The sequence below is a fragment of the Proteus sp. fly-1008 genome, assembly GCF_040140305.1.
In the GTDB taxonomy this organism is placed as follows: domain Bacteria; phylum Pseudomonadota; class Gammaproteobacteria; order Enterobacterales; family Enterobacteriaceae; genus Proteus; species Proteus vulgaris_B.
Map to the genome: position 1 here is coordinate 298,617 of NZ_JBEEWH010000003.1, position 20,591 is coordinate 319,207.

Consider the following 20,591-nt stretch of genomic DNA (forward strand, 5'->3'; position numbering starts at 1 on the left):
TTTTATTTTATATTAATCTTGTGGGGGAGCGATCCCCCACAATTTCCTGCCTTCATTATTGGGTTTGAATCTAAGCACCCTAACTTATAATAAGAGGTAACAGATTATTGTTACCTCTTATTATTATATTAAATATAAAAAAAACCGACCTCTATTTTGGTCGGCTCCTAGATAGGAAAATTAGGAAAATATTGCGCGGAAGGCATGTAAAGCGCAAGAAAAACAACAAAATGTCAATATCAAAGCTCTAGCAATTTACAAAAGGTTTAAAACTTCACTTCCTGCTAATAAATAAGCACCAGCACCATAATCCATATTATGTTCAAACTTCACGTCACGAGGGTTAAATGCTGGAAGTTGAACCCAACCTATCATGCCATTGTCATGAATACAGGTTTGTAATGCCGACCATGCTTTATTTAAAGCAGGAAAATAAATTTCATTCTCTAATACTCCCTGATTAATTCCCCATGCTAGTCCATAACAAAATAGTGCTGTTGCTGAACTTTCTGGTGCAGGAAAATTATCAGGATCGAGTAAACTTGTTCGCCAAAAACCATCTTCATGTTGATAATCTAGAATGGATGTCGCTAATTCTTTAAACAGTGCGATATAACGCTCACGACCATGATAATCATCAGGCATATATTGAAGAATGCGAGGTATTGAAGCTAAAACCCAGCCAATGCCACGGCTCCAAAAAACTTTTTCACCATTGGCTTCACGTAATTCATTTCCTTGACCATCAGGAATATAACGATGATCGCGAAAAATAAGCCCTGTTTCAGGATCACGCAAATGGTCTATCGCATCCCAATAAGCTGTGTGCATATAATCTAAATAACGTCGCTCATGGGTAATTTCAGCAAGTGCAGCAAATCCCGGAGGTGCCATAAAGAGCGCATCACACCACCACCAATCCTCACGACCAAGTTTTGGCTCATTAAGCATAATATCAAACGCTTTGATTGTTGGTTCAACCACTTCAAATTGTTCGAAAAGTGGACTGATAGCTAGATAAGCTTGTGCACAAACATGATCATCTGCAAAACGTGCGTTGGGACCTGTTCTAAATCCAGTATGTAAAGTGTAATTCAGCACACCATTGAGATACTCTTCATCTTGTGTTACTTGCCATGCTGCACTAACACAACTCCATAAAACACCACGTTCCCAATCGGTATCTTTAATAAAACGGGTTTTACCACTACGGCGACGAACACTGCGAACTTGATTAGCCGATTGATAACGATACACTCGCTTCATGTTTTGTAATACAAGCCCTCTTTGCAAAGTATCTGTATTAGCGTGTTCCATCCTATTTCTCCATAAAATTAACGAGCTAACCAACCACCATCAACCGCAATGGTATACCCAGTAACATAATCGCTCGCTTTGGATGCTAAGAAAATTGCTGGGCCTGCAACATCTTCGGAAGTTCCCCATCGTCCTGCTGGAATACGTTCTAAAATAGCTGCATTACGTGCTTCATCAGCACGAAGCGCGCTAGTGTTATCTGTTGCCATATAACCCGGAGCAATTGCATTAACATTAATATTGTATTGAGATAATTCCGTTGCCAATGCACGGGTTAACCCCATAACTGCGGATTTACTTGCTGTGTAGGAAGGAACTCGAATACCGCCTTGATAAGAGAGCATAGAAGCAATATTAATTATCTTTCCACCTTCACCTTGTTTCACAAATTGGCGAGCTACTTTTTGGGATAAAAAAAACAATGTTTTCTGATTAATATCAATCACATCGTCCCAATCTTTTTCACTAAATTCTAATAGATCTTCTCGACGAATAATCCCTGCATTATTCACCAAAATATCAATACGCCCCATAACAGAAACGGCTTCATCTACCAGCGCTTGTAACCCATCTTGTTTCATTAAATTTTGTGTAATGTAATGAAAACGACGACCCAAAGCCTCTACTTGCTGGCGAGTTTCAGGTGCATCTTGAATACCCACACCCACAATATCTGCACCCGCTTTGGCTAAACCAATAGCCATACCTTGACCTAAACCTGTATTACAACCTGTAACAATAGCAATCTTGCCATTTAAATCGAATAAATTCATAGCGGTAACCTCTCAGGTGTGGCTTTATTGCCACACCTTTTTTATTAGTAGGGTAAGAAGAAAATGTGACTATTTATGGTTACTTCAGATCTTTCATTGCCACATGATCCATATCGTGGAAGACCTGATTTTCACCAACCATTCCCCAAATAAAGGTATAAGATGCAGAGCCCACACCTGAGTGAATTGACCAGCTAGGACTGATAACAGCTTGTTCATTGCGAACAACCAAATGACGAGTTTCCGTTGGTTCTCCCATATAATGGAATACTACGTTGTCATCTTTCATATCAAAATAGAGGTACACTTCCATGCGACGCTCATGAGTATGGCATGGCATGGTATTCCATAAACTACCTGGCTCAAGCATCGTCATGCCCATTGATAATTGACAGGTTGGTAACACTGAAGGGTGTAAGAATTTATAGATAGTACGAACGTTACAGTTTTCTGTATTACCAATTTTTTCTGGTGATGCTTGTTGTTGCGTTATTTTGCGTGTTGGATAAGTATGATGAGCCGGCGCACAGTTCATATAAAAACGAGCCGGAGCTTCCATATTATTACTCATAAATTCAACACTTTTAGCGCCCATTCCGATATAAATGGCTTCACGAGGACCAATATCAAACACTTCACCATCAACAACTACTTTACCAGCGCCACCAATATTAATGGCACCTAGCTCACGTCGTTCTAAAAAGAAATCAACGCCTAAGGCTTTACCCGCCATTAATGCTAAAGGCTGCGTTGTAGGAACAATACCGCCAACAATAATACGGTCTATATGGCTATAAGTGAGATTCATTTCCCCTTCACAGAATAGGTTCTCTATCAGGAACTCCTTGCGAAGTCCTTCTGTATCAAGCCTTTTAGCATGTTCACTATGAATTGGCTGACGAATTTCCATTATAAATACCTCATTTTTACTGATGGGTGCATAACTGAAAAGCTATACATTTTCCCCGGATACAGAGTAAATATGATTTCCTCTGATGAATGTATCGGTGAGATGAAAACATTCATCCACCACAGCAAAGCTGGCTTGTTGCCCTACTTTGATATAACCCAATTTATCGCCGATACCGAGATACTCCGCAGGGATCGCAGTCGCCATTTGTACAGCTTCCCACTCAGGTATGTGCGCAAGTTTCACCATATTTCGCAATGCACTATCTAAGCTACAGGTACTCCCAGCCAAAGAGCCATCGGCTGTTTTAGCTTGACCTTGAGTAACACTCACTGTTTGTGCACCTAGCGTATAATCACCATCAGGCAATCCCCCGGCACGCATGCAATCTGTAATTAAAGCGAGTTGTTGATAACCTTTCATGCGATACGCTAATTGCATCATCACGGGATGAACGTGAATGCCATCGGCAATCAATTCCGCTAATACATTGTGATATAACACTGCACCACAACATCCCGGTTCACGGTGATGAAGCCCCGTCATACCGTTATACAAATGCACACCACAATCAGCACCATGCAAAAACGCATCTGAAGTTTGCTCGTAAGTTGCCGCTGTATGCGCCACACTTGGCTTAATACCTCGATTGACCAACCAATCAATCGCATCTATTGAACCTTGTGCTTCTGGCGCAACAGCGACACGCAATAATGTGTCACCTGCACTTTCGAGCAGTGTTTCTAACTCTGATATTGTCGGTGCTTTAAGATATTTCACAGGATGAGAGCCGCGATGACGCTCAGTAAAATAAGGCCCTTCCAAAAAGCTCCCAAGTAACAACGCACCGGATGTTTGTGGCTTTGATAAGAACTCACGTACTTGTGATAATGCGAGGCGAATATCATCTATAGGTGCAGTAACCGTTGTACCAACCCACGCAACAACACCTGTTTTCACTAAAGCATCAGCAATGGTTTGCAACCCTTGTTCAGTCGCATCCATGACATCCGCACCTTCACGACCATGAATATGGATATCCACAAAACCGGGTAATAATGATTTCCCTTTTAGTCGAATAATGGGGCAATCTGTTGGTGCTTGCGAGGTGATCGATTCAATGACATCGCCCCTAACACAGACATAATAGAGATAACGAATTCCTTCAGGCGTAAACGTTCTATCTGCCAAAATCGCATATCGCTGACTCATAAGCCGTCTTCTTCATCAGCATTATTACTGTCTATTTGTGCTAATTGCTCACGAATATCTTGAATACTGTCTTGACCTATTTCGCGTAATGTTTGCACTAACTCTGATGTTGAACACCCTTCTCGTTCAAAAGCTGCATTAACAATCATCGGTAAATTCACACCCGCTAATACCTCAACAGCAGGGTTTTGCATCATAATGGCCATTGCTCGATTACAAGGGGTTCCACCGGGTAAATCTGTTAAGAACAGATATTGCTGACATGACATTGAGTTAATCGCCTCACGCATTTTTTCTTCAAGTTCATCAGGAGAAATTGACTCAACAAAATCGATAAATGCGATATCGTCTTGCTCGCCAGCAATCGCTTTTACGGCTGATGCCATACCAGAAGCAAAATTAAGATGTCCTGAAACAATAAGACCTATCATGAGTGACTCCTTGCGGGCAGCAGAAGACCCTCCTGCCCGTTTATAGCAAGTTAATAATGTATTTCGATTGACAATAACGACGGTGGTAAAGGCTCTCTGTTATAAGAATCCTAATACGTGGCCGACAACGCCAAATGCAAGAGTTGAGAAAATTAATACCGGAGGTTTACCCCAAAAACCGGTGCTTTTTACCATTTTGTACATCAGGAAAACTAAGCACAGAGGCAATAAATTCGGCATGATTTTGTCAAAGAGCGCGCTTTGCAATTCGACCACCTTTCCTCCCAGCTCTAACGAGGCGGTGGTTTGCACCTTGATAAAGGTCGCGGAGAGCGCCCCAATAACAAAGATCCCCATAATATTGGCGGCTTTGGCTAGTTTTTCAGTGGCATCACTCATATTGACCATCGCGGCGGTTCCCGCGCGATACCCCATAAACATCAGCCCGAAATACACTAAAAAGTGCACTATTTGATATAAAAAGAAGAAAACAAAAGGTCCCGCAATCGAACCTTCCATTGCAATGGATGCACCCAATGCTAATGTCAGTGGCATTAAGGTCATATGATCGATAGCATCGCCAATGCCTCCTGTTGGCCCCATTCCTGCAACTTTCATCACGTTAACAGTTGATGGTTTTTCTTTGTTTTCTTCCATTGCAACGGCTGTACCTAATAAAAAGGTAAACAGTTTAGGACTGGCATTAAAGAATTGCAGATGGTTTTTCAGTGATGTTGCATAATCGCGTTTATTATTCCCATGGATCTTCTTTAATGCTGGAATAATTGAGAAGGCAAATCCACCACCTTGCATACGTTCAAAGTTAAAGTTACCTTCCATAAATAACCCTCGGAACGCACACTTCCAAAGATCACCTTTAGTGATAACTTTTCTGACCGTAGTATCTTGGTACTCATCAATACCATCAATCAAAGAACCCGTTTCTGGTTTATCCTGTGTTTTCAATGCAGTGCTGTTATCAGATACCATCTTCGAAATCCTCATTTTGCTGACTTGTATTTTTGTTGTTACCACTAAAGAAGAAGTAGAGTGCAGCAGCTGATGCGCCTAAAATAGCAACCGCCATAATTGGGAGTTTTAAATAAGTTGTCATGACGAAACCAATAAAGAACACACCTGCAACTTCTTTTGACCACATGATTTTCAACAACATTGCAAAACCAATAGCCGGAACCATCTTCGCACCAATACCGAGGCCTTCAAGCAACACTTTCGGGGTATTATCATCAATCCACTGAGCTGCATGTTCACCGAAATAGACCGTTACGAAGGCAACTAATGCATAGAGTAATGAACGTACTATAATCGTGATAATCAGTAACCGAGACACACCACCCGCATCGGCTCTTTCTGCGTATCTATCGGCTTTTCCCATAGTGAACGCCGTCATTGCAAAGAAGCCAATCACCAACATTTGCATTAACACAGCAATTGGCATACCAATACCCATAGCAACTTCAGGTGATTGATTTGTCATTACCGCAAAAGCAACCGCAGCAATAGTGCCTAAAGTTACATCTGGTGGCTGAGCACCGGCGTTAGGAACAAGCCCTAACCAAGCAAGTTCTAATGTTGCGCCTGCAATCAATCCAACCTGCATATCGCCCATAATCAGGCCGACAACAGGTCCTGTAATTAATGGACGATGGATATTTAATGCAACGTCATACTTATCTATACCGCAAAAGAAGGCCCATAAAGCCACTAAAGAAGCTTCAAAAATCATAAATAATCCTCAAACCTGCTAATGCAGGTTTTTTTTACTCAGGAATTTATCAAGCAGATGCGAGTGTTAATACATCAACAGGAGTCTGATCGGGAGTGTTTTGAATTGTGCAAGTTACCCCATTTGCAACAAGGCGTTTAAACGCATCAATATCGGTTTCATCAACGGATACTGTTTTTGCAATTTGACGTTTCCCTTCATGAAAATGCATATTGCCAATATTACAGTGAGTAATGGGCACACCACCTTCCACTAAACGGGCAACATCTTTTGGGTTATTACACAACACAAAAATTTTCTGGCGAGGTGATGCTTTACTAATAACATCAATGGTTTTTTGAATAGAGAAGAAGCGAACAGCATATTCGCCCCCTGCTGATGCTTTCATTCCAGCTTGCATAAATGCGGCATTTGGGCCTTCTGCTGCGTCATCATTAGCCACTAAAATCAGGTTTGCTTCTGTATGTTTTCCCCATGTAATGCGGATTTGACCATGGAGTAAACGTTCGTCAATGCGGGTCCAGACAATATTCGGTGTGTTCATGATTAGCTCTCTTATTATATTTTATTAATTTAAAGCAGACTGTGTGTCGTCTTTTTTGTATGAGAACGGATAAATAGTGACGCCTTGTACAACGCGGTTGATTTCTCCTGTTGGAGACGGGTTATCAGGCGTATTCCCTAGTGCAATGGAACTGTGAAATGCGAATGATTGCGCCAACATCAAGTAAGGGAACAATAGCGCCACATCTGAACAGTTCTCTAACGCAGGAATATAAACAAAACTCTCTGGCGAAAAAGCTTTATCATTTCGTGCGGTGATCGCGATCACCTTGCCTGATGCATTATCGTGAATAACCTCTCGTAATAAGTCAGTCTCGTATTGACGTGTATAAGGATCATTTGAGAAGAACATCACCACTAAAGTTTCTTTATTTACAATAGACTTAGGTCCATGTCGAAAGCCTAATGGAGTATCAAAGCTCGCTACCACCTTACCGGCTGTAAGCTCTAACATTTTCAGTGCAGCTTCTTGCGCTAAACCTTGCAATCCACCGCTTCCTAAATAAATAACCCGTTTAAACTTACCCGCGTATTTATCTCGAATAATTTGATTCGCTTTATTAAACTGCGCTTTATAGTGACTAAAAAAAGGTGCGATAGAATCACTAAAGACGTTATCCCCTAAAAAAATAGTCACTGCAGCCATCATCATGGATGAAAAGCTAGAGGTCATCGCTAAAGAACGGTCATTGGATTCTTCAGGCATCAACAATGCCAATGCACTACTGTTGTTTTGGCAATACTGATAAAGCTTGCCATTTGCATTACATGTCAGCACTAAGTGATGACATTGAGATAGGCATTCAGTCGCAATATCTAACGCTGCCACACTTTCAGGACTATTCCCTGAGCGAGCAAAAGAGATTAATAACGTTGGGATGTCTTCTGCTAAATATTCTTGTGGATCAGCCACTAAATCGGTTGTTGCAATCGCATCTACTCGGCGTTTTGTATGACCACTTAAAATAGGGGCTAATGCTTTTCCAGCAAATGCGGATGTACCTGCACCTGTTAAAATAATTCGCGCATGAGTCTCTGCGAGCGCTTTATCTAAAAAAGCTTCAATATCAGCACGTTTCTCTTTTACTGATTGCCACGTTTTCTTCCAACATTCTGGTTGTTGCTCAATTTCTTTCGCAGTCCAAAATGCATTCAGTTGCTCTAATTTAGCGATCTGATAGCTTAAATATTCCATGGTTTCCCTCAATTAATGGACATAGCACGCATCGGCATACACCGATAACACATCACGAATTTTCGCAATAACAAAAGATTCAGGGGAGCCGTCAATCATGCCTTCTCTAAATTGGGTAAATTGATAAGGGAGGTATTGGCTTAGTAACGGCAATGGAATTGGTTTAACGGATAAGTTATCCATTAGCGTATCGATAGCAGCATTAATTTCAGCATCAGGCCAGTAATAACGGATACGATCACTAAAACTATACACTCGAGCAAAGGCTTGTTGTTGCTCATCACCGTGATAATATTTTTGCCAAAATCCAGGCTCACGGCACATCAGTTGTTCCATTTTTTCACGCAATTTAGAACACTGTTCTTGAGGGAATAATGTTTCTTCAATGGCGCAAAGTGCATATAATCCTTCGCGCATTGCAAAGGTTAATGCGGGTCCTACTTTTAAAATGGCAAAATGATCATGAACGAGTTGTTTATAAGCCGCTTGGGTTTGATAGTCCGTAGAATGGGCTTCAAAAACTAGATGAGAATAATCGTTCACGACTTGGCTTAATGATTGTGCTTCTTCGGATTGGTAATCAATAATCCCTGTATGATCGAACTCAACGCCGGGTTGAACCACCAAACCAATAACACGTTCCCAACAATCACCTACACCAGCATGTTGAAAAGCTTGGCGATGGCATTCTAAGGTTTTACGTGCAGCATCAGGTGAAGTAACTTCAACAGTATCAAGCTCTTCAGCGGCACCGCCCGGCACTGGCACTTCGGTACCAACCACATAGACAATATCACTATAACCAAAAGTCTCTTTTGCTGTCTGTTCTGCAATAACAGCAAGACGTGCAGCACGGGATGCCACAATTTCATCAGTTAAAGGAACAGGATCGTCAGCACAAGACATACTGCAATCAAGGTGGATTTTTTTGAAACCAGCGGCAACATAATGTGCAATCAACACATCTGCATTCGCCATCGCTTCTTCAGCGTTTAGATGCTGCCAACGATTAGGCCCTAAATGGTCACCACCAAGAATAAGTTTCTCGATAGAAAAACCGACATTTTCAGCCTGTTCGATAACATATTGGTAGAAGTCAGCGGGAGTCATTCCCGTATAACCACCAAACTGATCAACCTGATTAGAGGTGGCTTCAATTAGCAGAAAGGAATCATTATCCAGCGCTTGTAATAGAGCTGCTTCTATTACTAAAGGATGGGCAGAACAAACAGAATAAATACCATTCTGTTTGCCTGATTTGTGTTGCTGAACAATCTTTTCTAAAGGATGCATTAAATACTAACTCCATAATCAACACCGGCGGTGTTGCTAATGGAGTTAGCAAATTACGATGCCTTATCGTCGACGATAATCACTTCGATTTTGTGATCTTTCAGTTCCTGAATATATTCTTCAGGGATACCTGAGTCGGTCACTAATATATCAATATCACCAAATTCTCTGATCATATGACAGCTGCGTTTACTGAATTTCGTAGAATCTGCAACCGCAATAATCGTTTCTGAGATATCACACATTAAACGGTTAAGGCTGGCTTCCTGTTCATTGTGTGTAGTAATACCAACACGTAAATCGAATCCGTCAACACCTAGAAAAACCTTATCAAAACGGTAATTTCTAAGACTATTTTCAGCTTGTGAGCCTGAAAAAGACAACGCACTTTTTCGCAATACACCACCGGTCATTAATACTTCCACACCTGAGGTATTTGCTAACTCCATTGCGACATCCAGACCGTTAGTCATGACCACTACATTTTCGCGCGACTTTAAATGTGTCGCGATTTCGCGAGTAGTTGTCCCCGAGTCAAGAATGACGGTGTCTCCATCCTTTATCAGCGTTGCGGCAGCTTTCCCGATTAATGTTTTTATGCCCGCGTTTTGTCCACGTTTTTCGTGGATACTCAATTCGGCAATAAATCCTGTGTTAGGAATTGCTGCACCATGAGAGCGAACGATATAACCATTTTTCTCAAGAAAACTTAGATCGCTGCGGATAGTGACACTTGAGACTTTAAATAATTCAGCGAGATCTTCGACTCTGGCTTTACCTTGCTGGTTTACCATATCGAGGATTTCCATACGCCTCTCAACTGCCGCTTTCACTTTCGTCTCCTTACGAAACCAAAAGACTTTCTTTCGATTGGTTTCGAATGTAGTTTACTACGCCAATTTTAACCGACAATGCAAAAAAACAAAACTTTTGATCTCTTTCACAAAGTTTCGATTCATCATCGAATGCTTACGATTATTTTCGTGTCATTTCAATAATAGCCTTCAGGCCATCAGTTTCCAATAAATAAAATGATATAACGCAACACTATACTTATGATTACAACACATACAACTAGGTAAAACACAATAATATAGATTTAATTTCGTCTTATCTCACAAGATACAGATTAAAACTTCATGACATTCATTTATTTTCGAAAAACAAATCAAAATAAATAGCTCAAATAGTCAATAGAATATGAAATAGTATCGAATCGAAAGTATTTTCATCGAAAATAACAGTATTTAACTTTCGAAAAAATCTTTCATTTGCTTTCGTTATTTCGTATTTGTGATTTTAATCTCTTTTGTTTTGATAAATTTTACGTAATGTAACAGGATAAAAAAGAAACTCAGGAAATGACTAATGGCATTAAATCAACCTGCTTATTTTCATATGATGGCAAAACCTACAAGCTACCACTGTAATATTAAGTGTGAATACTGCTTTTATCTGGAAAAAGAAAATATTTTTCCAGATGAAAAAAAAGAGACAGGCCATACTGTGATGCCAGATGGTGTGCTTCGTCGTTATATTAAAGATTATATTCAATCACACAGCGGTGATCAGGTTGATTTTTCTTGGCAAGGTGGAGAGCCAACACTTGCAGGATTGGATTTCTTTGAACAAGTTGTCAAATACCAAAAACAATTTGCCAACGGTAAGACAATTACAAATAGTGTACAAACCAATGCAATTGCCATTAATCGCCAATGGGCACAATTCTTTGCTGATAATCATTTTCTATTAGGCGTTTCAATTGATGGTATTGAAGCTGTTCATGATAAATATCGTATTTCTGTCAATGGAAGCCCTACTTTTGAACGAGTAAAACGTGCAATTAAATTACTCAATGAATATGGCGTCGAATTTAATACACTCACTGTCGTTAATGACCAAAACTGGAATAAAGGAAAAGAAACTTATCAAGCCTTAAAAGAATTAGGTTCTACTTTCTTTCAATTTATTCCCATCGTCGAAGTCGATAGACGCTTTCCTCATACTCATGGAGGACATTATGCACCGGGCCCTAATGCACAATTAGCGCCTTTTTCTGTTCCAGCAGAAGGCTATGGACAATTTATGGCTGAAGTATTTGATGAATGGGTACGGCAAGGCGATATCGGGAAAATATATATCCGCTTATTTGATAGTTTATTAGGCACATGGATGGGATATCCTGCATCAACCTGTATTCAATCTAAAACCTGTGGTCAAGCATTGATCATTGAAGCCAATGGCGATGTTTACTCTTGCGATCACTATGTCTATCCCGCCAATAATTTGGGCAATATTCATCAAAACAGCCTTGCTCATATAGTCACATCAAAACAGCAACAGCGCTTTGGCCAAAATAAATATGATAAACAAACAAGCCTTTGCAAACAGTGTGAAGTGCAAAGCTTATGTTATGGCGGTTGCCCTAAACATCGCATTATTGCTATTGAAGGCGAAAAATATCGCCATAACTACCTATGTCGCTCTTATAAAAAAATATTTCACCATACCGCGATAGGCATGCAATTAATGCAACAAGCTATTTCACGTGGGGGCCTTGCTAGTGATGCACTTCCTGCGATGAAAAAAAACTACTTAAAGTAACTCTTTTTATTTTATCTTGTTTATTCTGGAGACAATCCGTGATCTTACCTTCTGTTAAAAAAAGCTTACTCGCTGGGCTGATTGCTACGTCATGTTTAAGTATTCCAATCACTGCCAATGCAGGTGGTACACCTGAAAAGCCGAATATTTTGCTGATAGTGATGGATGATTTAGGTACAGGGCAACTTGATTTTGTACTGGATACCTTAAATGCCGATGAATTAGCACAAAGACCAACACCGTCGCGTTATGAAGGCGATATCAATAAGATGGTTGAAGCTGCACGCATTGCAATGCCAAATGTCAGTCAAATGGCTACAAATGGTGCCAAAATGACCAATGCATTTGTTGCTCATCCTGTTTGTGGACCATCTCGAGCTGGTATTTTTACGGGGCGTTCTCCTGCAAGCTTTGGTACTTATAGCAATGATGATGCTATTTTAGGTATTCCTAAAGATATAAAACTATTGCCTTCACTTTTTCAAGAAAATGGCTATGCCACAGCCAGTATTGGAAAATGGCACAATGCAAAAGTGATCCACAAACCGAAAATTAATGAAAGTAAGCAAACTCGTGATTATCACGACAACATGATCTCAACACCAGAAGTAGGTTACGCGCCCCATGAACGAGGTTTTGATTATGACTTTAGCTATTACGCATCGGGTGTGGCTTTATGGAATTCGCCTGCATTTTGGCGTAATGGTGTCAATGTTCCCGCGCCAGGTTATACCACGCATCTGTTAACGGATGAGACCTTAAAATTTATTGATGAGCACAAAGATAAACCATTCTTTATTAATCTCTCCTATAGCGTTCCTCATATTCCGTTAGAACAAGCCTCACCCGCTAAATATATGGAGAAATTTGATACTGGCAATGTTGAAGCAGATAAATACTTTGCTGCCTTAAATGCAGCCGATGAAGGCATTGGTCAAATAATTGCAAAATTAAAAGCAAATGGTGAATTAGAAAATACACTTATCTTTTTCTTATCCGACAATGGCGCAGTTAATGAATCACCAATGCCAATGAATGCAATGGATAGAGGCTTTAAAGGACAAATGTTTAATGGTGGGGTCAGAGTGCCTTTTATTGCTTATCAACCTGGCACTATTCCAGCTGGTACAAAAAGTGATGAGATGATCTCCGCACTTGATATTTTACCGACTGCGCTACAAACAGCAGGTATTGCTATTCCTGACAATCTAAATATTGAAGGGAAAAACATCATGCCTTTACTCAAAGGTGAAACAACAAAATCCCCTCACAACTATCTTTATTGGGCAGGTCCTGGCACTAAACATTACAGTGAAGAAAACCAAGAGTTTTGGCACGGATATCACCAATGGATAACCTATCAACGTAAAACACCGCCTATAAATCCTAATTTAGAAAAACTCTCTAAAGGTGCTTGGGCTGTGCGTGATGGTGAATGGGCACTCTATTTTTATGATGACGGGAAAAATCAGCCTCAACTTTTTAACGATAAAAACGATCCGGCTGAATCAATCGATCTTGCTAAACAAAATCCACAAAAAGTGACAGAGCTAAAAAATGCGTATTACCAGTGGATCAAAGATAAGCCAAAGCCCGTTCTTTGGGGACAAGATCACTATCAAATATTAGTGGATTCTGCAAAACCTTAATATTCAACTTCCGTTTTGTTTCGCAAGGATGCGTCTTTTTTCTGAGATACGAAAATGGCTATTAAAATTGCATCTTCAGTACGTCCAAAACTCCCTTATGAGCACCCAAACGTAGAAATCTATCAACGCTTATTTAAGGAAAATATTATTCGACGATTAGTCAGAAAATCAGCTTATCGTCGCTATGATAAAACGATCACTCACTTTTTTAATGATGAAAATCAGTCACTTTTCTCTTTATGTGAAATGTTGACACAGTATGTCACTCAGGCTTTTCATCATTATCAAGTCTGGGGTTACTCCCATGCTTATTATCCCGGCAGTCCTGGACAACAAACCGCCAGAACAGATGCCCTTGAAGGAGTGAGTCGAGTTCTTCCTTTATTGGCGGCATGGATTGTCAGTAGCAAAAAAAGCACCTTAATGGGATTAAATCAGCAAGTATTTAATTTACCATTAATGATCAAACAAAGTTTTATTCATGGCACTGATCCGCTTCATAAAGGCTATTGGGGAAAACTTGAAAATTACGATCAAAGAATTTGTGAGGCAGCGGATTTAGCGCTCACTCTCTGGATAAGCCGTGAATGGGTTTGGGATACATTAACACCTGCTACACAACAACAAATTATTGTTTGGTTTGAACAAGTTAATCACTGTGAAATTGTTGATAATAATTGGCATTTCTTCCCTCTTACCGTCCAGTTTGTGATTAAAGCACTCACAGGAAAAGACACGATTACCCATTGGCGTTATGAACGATTAAAAGAATTTTATGTTGGTAATGGATGGTTTCGTGATGGTGCAAAAGGTAATTATGATTACTACAATGCGTGGGGTTTTTACTATTCACTGTATTGGTTAGCACAAATTGACCCTCAATTCGATACGGCATTTATTACTCAATCACTTAACACCTTTAATCAACATTACCTTTATTTTATGACCCCAAAAGGTATTCCTTTTTTTGGTCGTAGCGCCTGCTACCGCCTTGCGGTTTCTGTGCCATTATTAGCGGGTGTCGATTTGCATTGCCCTTCAGTCAAAGTAGGCGAGGCAAAACGCGCCTTTGAAAGTAGCCTACGTTATTTTATTTCTCAAGGCGCATTAAAAAATGGTGCGCCAACTCAAGGTTTATTTAATCACGATCCCCGTTTAGTTGATAACTACAGCGGTCCTGCTAGTAGTTTTTGGTCATTACGTGCCGTCATTATCGCGCTTTATTGTGCCGATCGAATCAATTTATGGCAAACACCTTCACTTCCTTTACCCATAGAAAAAGATAACTTTCGTTTCGAAATTCCTGCAATTCAAGCTTTAGTAACTGGAGTGAAAGCAACGCAAGAGGTAACCGTCATTTTTTGCGAAGATTATACGACTCAGCAAACCCCATTAACTCGCCGTTTAGAAAACCAAACCTTAGCACAAAAAGTCGCGGAAACCGTGATAGGACAGTCTAGACGACCGAAAAATAATTTATTACGCAAAGGGATCACCAGTTATAGCTCGAAAATGGCACATTTTTTCTAATCACCTTTCATTTGCTTTCAGTGCGAAGGGAATAAAAATGTGATTTAGATCTTTTACCTTTCTATTTCTTTCGTTTATTATGATTCGTAATTAAACGAAAGATGAGAGGCAAACATGTATCTGGTTTCTACCCGTAATATGCTCAATAAAGCACAGCGTGAAAATTATGCTGTGCCTGCTTTTAATATTCACAACTTGGAAACTATCCAAGTTGTGATGGAGACGGCTGCTGAAATGGCATCCCCCGTTATTTTAGCAGGTACACCAAGTACGTTTGCTTATGCAGGTAGTGATTATTTGATCTCTATTTGTCAGCAAGCCGCAGAACAATACCGAATTCCCGTTGCACTACATTTAGATCATCATGAAGACATTCCTGATATTTGCCATAAAGTCACTTCAGGCGTGCGATCAGCCATGATCGATGCCTCTCATTTTCATTTTGAAGAAAACATTCGTATCGTCAAAGAAGTTGTTAACTTCTGCCATCATTGGGATTGCACTGTAGAGGCTGAATTAGGTCGCCTTGGTGGACAGGAAGATGATCTTATCGTTGATGCTAAAGATGCCCTATTCACCGATCCTGATTCGGCAGTACAATTTATTAAAGCAACTGGCATTGATTCATTAGCTGTGGCGATCGGCACCGCACATGGCATGTATAAACATGAACCTCATCTTGATTTTGATCGTTTAGAAATTATCCGCCAAAAGACTGATATTCCGTTAGTTCTCCATGGTGCATCGGGGATCCCTGATGATGATGTGCGCCGTTGTATTGATTTAGGTATTTGCAAGGTCAATGTTGCAACTGAACTAAAAATTGCTTTTTCCAACGCGATTAAGCAGTACTTTTTAGATAACCCTGATGCAAGTGATCCTCGCCATTACCTTGTACCGGGCAAAGCCGCAATGAAAGCGGTGGTTGCAGATAAAATTCGTGTCTGTAAAAGTGATGGGAAACTGTGAAAACAAATAAAACTGTCGCCATTATTGGCGAATGTATGATAGAGCTTAGTGGCCAACCATTCTTACCACAACAACAGCGCTTTGGCGGTGATACGCTAAATACAGCACTGTACTTAGCGCGACTTATCCCTACATTACATCCGTACTATATGACAGGTTTAGGCTCTGATACTTACAGTACCTTAATGAAAAAAGCATGGGAAGAAGAAGGAATTAACTGCCAGTCTGTTATTACTATTCCTGAAAAACTTCCCGGCCTATATGCCATTGAAATTGATCCTTGCGGTGAGCGTAGTTTTCACTATTGGCGTAATGATGCGGCCGCACGTTATATTGCAACAGATAGCCGCTTTACAACACATCTCAATGCACTACCTAATAATAGTGTGATTTACCTCAGCGGAATTTCTCTTGCTATTTTAACGCCAAAAGGGAAAGAGTCTCTACTCACACAATTAATCCACCTTAAACAGCATGGGATCACCTTAATTGTGGATTCAAATTATCGACCTCGTTTATGGGATTCAATACCTCATGCGCAAGAGTGGTTTGAAAAACTGTACAGACTTAGCGATATCGCTTTAGTTACGGGGGATGATGAAAAAATGCTTTGGCAACAACCCATTTTGACAGAACAAAGCATTGCACAACGCCTTCATCAATGGGGTAATCAAAACGTGATTGTTAAACTCGGTGCTCATGGTGCTTTCTGGTCTGATGGCATAGATACGGGCTATATCGCTCCAAAACCGATTGATTCTGTTGTTGATACTACCGCTGCGGGCGACTCGTTTAATGCTGGTTTTATTGCCGCTTGGCTACAAAACAATCACTTACCAACTTGCTGTTTATGGGGAAATACATTAGCTGGACTCGTTATTCAACATCACGGCGCCATCATCCCTCATAAAGTCACCGATTCATTCTATACATTAATCAAGGATAACCATGACACAGTCAATTGTTGATACACTTTCCTCACTGAAAGTGATCCCCGTGATCCAAATTAATCGCGCTGAAGATGCAATCTGGCTGGGTGAAATTCTAACCCAAAATCAATTACCTGTTGCTGAAATCACTTTTCGTACACCTGTGGCAGCTAAAGCTATTAAGCTAATGCATGAGCATTTTCCTGAGCTTATTTTATGCGCAGGAACAGTATTAACGGCACAACAAGCAGATATGGCAAAAGAAGCAGGAGCAAGCTTCGTCATTTCTCCAGGTTATAACCCAAATACAGTTGATTATTGCCTGAATAATGGAATCGACATTGTGCCGGGAATTAACAATCCAAGCCAGATAGAAGTTGCCCTTGAAAGAGGCCTAACTTTAGTTAAATTCTTCCCTGCAGAAGCCTCTGGCGGTGTAAAAATGCTAAAAGCACTTGCGGCACCTTACGCACAAGTGCAATTTATGCCAACTGGTGGCATTAGCTTAAATAATGTCAGTGATTATCTCGCTATTCCACAAGTGGTGGCATGTGGCGGTAGTTGGATTGCAACTACCAAAGCGATTGATAAACAAGATAAGCAAACCATTGTTAATCAGATTCAAAGTATCCATTCATTACTAAATATCAATAAAGGATAAATAAAATGAAACAGGTTGCCGTTTTATTAGCAGACGGGTTCGAAGAAGGTGAAGCCGTTGTTTTTATTGATATCATGCGCCGTCTTGATATTCATGTTGATGTGCTTTCTTGCATGGATACGTTAGTATTAAATACTTATTTTGAAACTAAAATCAGTGCGGATTTTCTATTAACAGAAAAGCTGACACACAATTATGACGCAATAATGATGCCTGGTGGTCCTAAAGGTACCGATCGTTTATGTGCTAACGAACAAGTTATTCAATTTATTAAACGCCATATTGCTGAAGATAAATACATTTGTTCGCTATGCTCTTCTGGGGCAAAAGTATTAGCTGCACATCATCTTCTTGAAGGCCGTAACTACAGTACAGGTGATAAATTGGCTGATAAATATGATGATGGCAATTATCTTGATCAAGATGTCGTTGTCGATGGAAAATTTATCAGTGCAAAAGGATTAGGTGTAAGTTTTGAATTTGCGTTTACTGTAGCTCGCCATTTATTAAGCGACAATACAGAAAAAGTAGACTGGCAAGCTAATCATATTTATTTCAAACACTGGCCGTTAGATTACCTAAAATAGCTAACTTAATTATTATTAACGATATAAAGGGGATTTACTCCCCTTTATATTTTCATTTTTAATAATGATAAATCAATATACAAAAATTATTTTTGTTTAAATGCATGAGGCTCAGAGTAGTGCCACAATTTATCCCAATACTCTTTAATAAAGGTGCTAACAGCCTCTTCACCTTCAACAAGATAGTTAAATTCTGACAAATATCCTGGGTACATATTATCTGAACCAACAATATACAATTCATCATCGATAATAGTCACTTTTGCATGATTCCCTGGTGCTGGCGCAACTTTAGAATAAATACCACTCGCATTAACCAATGACCAGAACGGATGTCCAATATCACCTTTTTTAGGGGGATCTTCGCTCAGAGGTGCTTCTTTTAGTGTGGCTGTATAAGATGATTCATCTGCATCAGGCCATTTATAAGTTTTACCTTCCGTTTGTAGTGCTTTTGGTACTTTATCGGTAAAAAAGAATGGTGCAATTTTAATACGACGTAGTGCTGACTCACGAATTTTATCGGGATCAGAAATAACAGCATCGGTCTCGATATCATGTGTCAGATAATATTTAAATAATTCAAATGTTCTTTGTGCACCAGAGCCAAATGAATATTGATCGCCATTCGCACCCGCAGCTGCATCTAATGGTGAAACAACAATTTCAACTTCTAATTCTGGATTTTTTAATAACGCTTCAATGATCCAATGGCAAACTGAGTGATCTTTCCATTTTTTCTTCCATGCGCTCACAACATCTTGCTGAGACATACGAATTTTTTTCTTCGCATTTTTTATAAGGTATTCCTTCATTTTTTCGGAACCTTTCTTATAATCAGTGCGCATATCAGCTCCTTCCCAATATTTTCCTACTGAAAAAATACGGTCAGTTTTAAAAAAGCCTTCATCTGGCGATTTAGCTAAGCTTTCTTCATTTATCTTTTTAATTTCTTTTAGAATACTTTTTTTCGTTAATGGATCGGCAATGTGATAACTTGCTTTTTTAGCAACCCATTTGTTTTTTTTACTATCAAAATATTCTTTTGTAATTAAATCCTTACCCACATCCCACATATTATTTAAAAATAGCTGTGAATGAAGTGCAGACTCACCAATAACTTTAACTGAAACATCATGAACCGGTGGATAGCTTTTAAAAAGATCCATATTTAAATTATGACCACCAACAAAAGCTTCACTACCATCGACAGCAATAATCTTTGTATGATTCCATGTCATTCGTGTATCTAATTCAGAAATAAAATCTTCTGGTAGCACTTTTTTTTCTAAAGAAACTTTTAAGCCATCAATAATACGATAAAAACGACCAATCCAAATATCTGGAATACATTCCCAATATTTCCCACGCTCTTTAATCAATTCAATAAGATCTTTTTTCAATGCCAGATATTCAGGTGCTCCACTAAAATAATATTTCACACCGTTTAATAAAACGGTTGGTGTTTGTGCAAATAAAAATCGAATTTGCGTACGTTCTTTACGCCCTTTCTTTTCAGAAAAAGATTTATCAATTGCAGTAAGAATAATTTTACGCCACTCCTCATCAGGAGCATTAAGCGATGAAATATCACAGCGATACAACATTTTATCTAAGATAGATGTAATAGCCTGTTCAAACTCAGCCTCACGTTCTATCGCTTTTGGCATAATTTCTTTACCAAATGGCATTCCCCATACATGAGGAGTATCAAAAATCTTCACATAATTATTTTCTGATGTTTCATTGAAGAAGCCTTTTAATTCTGTTTTTAATCCATCAATAAGTTTCATAATATTCCTTTATTTTATATACAGGACAACTATATTATTTAAATAAAAATTTAAATAATTAGATTTTTAATTAAGATAGATGAAATATTTTCATTCCTATAAAGCATTTTTATCACACATATGACAACTTGATATAATTTCAATTATTTCCACATAATACTCACTCTCTTTTCTTATTAAAAACAAAAAACCAACCCCTTATATTTTAGGTGTTATTAATAATAAATAAATTATTATTAATAATAGTGGTTTAATAATAAATAACTGTTGTTATCAAACTAAAAAATAGTTACATCTATATTTATTGACCTATCAATCACTCCTTATTAATTATTATTTATTAGCTCACTCTCTTTTATAAATAATATTTAACAGGTATAGCTTTATTATTTTTATCAGGAGGAAATATGAGTTTTGCAAATAGAGT

At 39.2% G+C, this 20,591-nt stretch carries 19 protein-coding genes; 7 read left to right on the forward strand and 12 right to left on the reverse strand.

The genetic code is table 11. The annotated features are described in order from the left end of the window. Positions 1-255: 255 nt before the first annotated feature. The 11 genes from ABN256_RS07820 to agaR form a co-directional block, all read right to left on the reverse strand. The gene (locus ABN256_RS07820; RefSeq protein ID WP_197268936.1) at positions 256-1,317 is read right to left on the reverse strand and encodes a glycoside hydrolase family 88/105 protein; all 1,062 of its coding nucleotides are present in this window, start codon (positions 1,315-1,317) and stop codon (positions 256-258) included. Positions 1,318-1,334: 17 nt separating this feature from the next. After that, complete coding sequence (gene kduD, locus ABN256_RS07825) at positions 1,335-2,090, reverse strand: 2-dehydro-3-deoxy-D-gluconate 5-dehydrogenase KduD (protein WP_196553968.1); 756 nt, start codon at positions 2,088-2,090, stop codon at positions 1,335-1,337. Between the two features lie 79 nt (positions 2,091-2,169). Next, entirely contained in the window at positions 2,170-3,000 is an 831-nt protein-coding gene (gene kduI, locus ABN256_RS07830; RefSeq protein WP_196553967.1) for a 5-dehydro-4-deoxy-D-glucuronate isomerase, read from the reverse strand. Positions 3,001-3,042: 42 nt separating this feature from the next. Next, positions 3,043-4,212 (reverse strand): N-acetylglucosamine-6-phosphate deacetylase, encoded by a 1,170-nt coding sequence (gene nagA, locus ABN256_RS07835; RefSeq protein ID WP_072069316.1) that lies wholly within the window; start codon positions 4,210-4,212, stop codon positions 3,043-3,045. Continuing rightward, a complete protein-coding gene (agaF, locus tag ABN256_RS07840) occupies positions 4,209-4,643 on the reverse strand; it encodes a PTS galactosamine/N-acetylgalactosamine transporter subunit IIA (protein WP_072069317.1) in 435 nt (144 codons plus the stop codon). Before agaF ends, nagA begins: the two co-directional genes overlap by 4 nt. Positions 4,644-4,742: 99 nt before the next feature. Continuing rightward, entirely contained in the window at positions 4,743-5,633 is an 891-nt protein-coding gene (locus tag ABN256_RS07845) for a PTS system mannose/fructose/sorbose family transporter subunit IID (protein ID WP_072069318.1), read from the reverse strand. Next, on the reverse strand, positions 5,623-6,390 hold the full coding sequence (agaW, locus tag ABN256_RS07850; protein WP_069367637.1) for a PTS N-acetylgalactosamine transporter subunit IIC: 768 nt from the start codon (positions 6,388-6,390) through the stop codon (positions 5,623-5,625). The genes ABN256_RS07845 and agaW overlap by 11 nt, the downstream gene beginning before the upstream one ends. 49 nt (positions 6,391-6,439) lie before the next feature. Beyond that, positions 6,440-6,934, reverse strand: coding sequence for a PTS N-acetylgalactosamine transporter subunit IIB (gene agaV / locus ABN256_RS07855; RefSeq protein ID WP_349439317.1), 495 nt, complete (start codon positions 6,932-6,934; stop codon positions 6,440-6,442). Positions 6,935-6,958: 24 nt separating this feature from the next. Next, positions 6,959-8,149, reverse strand: coding sequence for an SIS domain-containing protein (locus ABN256_RS07860; protein WP_349439318.1), 1,191 nt, complete (start codon positions 8,147-8,149; stop codon positions 6,959-6,961). 12 nt (positions 8,150-8,161) lie between these two features. Then, positions 8,162-9,442, reverse strand: a complete 1,281-nt coding sequence (gene kbaZ, locus ABN256_RS07865; RefSeq protein ID WP_349439319.1) for a tagatose-bisphosphate aldolase subunit KbaZ — start codon at positions 9,440-9,442, stop codon at positions 8,162-8,164. Positions 9,443-9,495: 53 nt separating this feature from the next. Then, entirely contained in the window at positions 9,496-10,275 is a 780-nt protein-coding gene (gene agaR / locus ABN256_RS07870) for a transcriptional repressor AgaR (RefSeq protein ID WP_036912386.1), read from the reverse strand. A 535-nt stretch (positions 10,276-10,810) separates the two neighbouring features. Between agaR and ABN256_RS07875 the strand changes: the two genes are divergently transcribed. The 7 genes from ABN256_RS07875 to ABN256_RS07905 all read left to right on the forward strand — a co-directional run bounded on the left by ABN256_RS07875 (position 10,811) and on the right by ABN256_RS07905 (position 18,371). After that, complete coding sequence (locus tag ABN256_RS07875) at positions 10,811-12,046, forward strand: anaerobic sulfatase maturase (protein ID WP_349439320.1); 1,236 nt, start codon at positions 10,811-10,813, stop codon at positions 12,044-12,046. Between the two features lie 38 nt (positions 12,047-12,084). Further along, a complete protein-coding gene (locus tag ABN256_RS07880; RefSeq protein ID WP_196553960.1) occupies positions 12,085-13,695 on the forward strand; it encodes a sulfatase family protein in 1,611 nt (536 codons plus the stop codon). A 54-nt stretch (positions 13,696-13,749) separates the two neighbouring features. After that, a complete protein-coding gene (locus ABN256_RS07885; protein WP_196553959.1) occupies positions 13,750-15,225 on the forward strand; it encodes a DUF2264 domain-containing protein in 1,476 nt (491 codons plus the stop codon). 114 nt (positions 15,226-15,339) lie between these two features. Next, positions 15,340-16,194 (forward strand): tagatose bisphosphate family class II aldolase, encoded by an 855-nt coding sequence (locus tag ABN256_RS07890; RefSeq protein WP_072069325.1) that lies wholly within the window; start codon positions 15,340-15,342, stop codon positions 16,192-16,194. After that, positions 16,191-17,162, forward strand: a complete 972-nt coding sequence (locus ABN256_RS07895; protein ID WP_349439321.1) for a sugar kinase — start codon at positions 16,191-16,193, stop codon at positions 17,160-17,162. Before ABN256_RS07890 ends, ABN256_RS07895 begins: the two co-directional genes overlap by 4 nt. Beyond that, positions 17,143-17,784 carry a bifunctional 4-hydroxy-2-oxoglutarate aldolase/2-dehydro-3-deoxy-phosphogluconate aldolase gene (locus tag ABN256_RS07900; RefSeq protein ID WP_197268927.1) on the forward strand — a complete coding sequence of 214 codons (642 nt, stop codon included), beginning with the start codon at positions 17,143-17,145 and terminating at the stop codon, positions 17,782-17,784. The genes ABN256_RS07895 and ABN256_RS07900 overlap by 20 nt, the downstream gene beginning before the upstream one ends. Positions 17,785-17,789: 5 nt before the next feature. After that, entirely contained in the window at positions 17,790-18,371 is a 582-nt protein-coding gene (locus ABN256_RS07905) for a DJ-1/PfpI family protein (RefSeq protein ID WP_349439322.1), read from the forward strand. 86 nt (positions 18,372-18,457) lie between these two features. Here the strand turns inward: ABN256_RS07905 and ABN256_RS07910 are convergent, their stop codons facing one another. Next, a complete protein-coding gene (locus ABN256_RS07910; RefSeq protein ID WP_349439323.1) occupies positions 18,458-20,164 on the reverse strand; it encodes a phospholipase D-like domain-containing protein in 1,707 nt (568 codons plus the stop codon). Between the last annotated feature and the right edge of the window lie 427 nt (positions 20,165-20,591).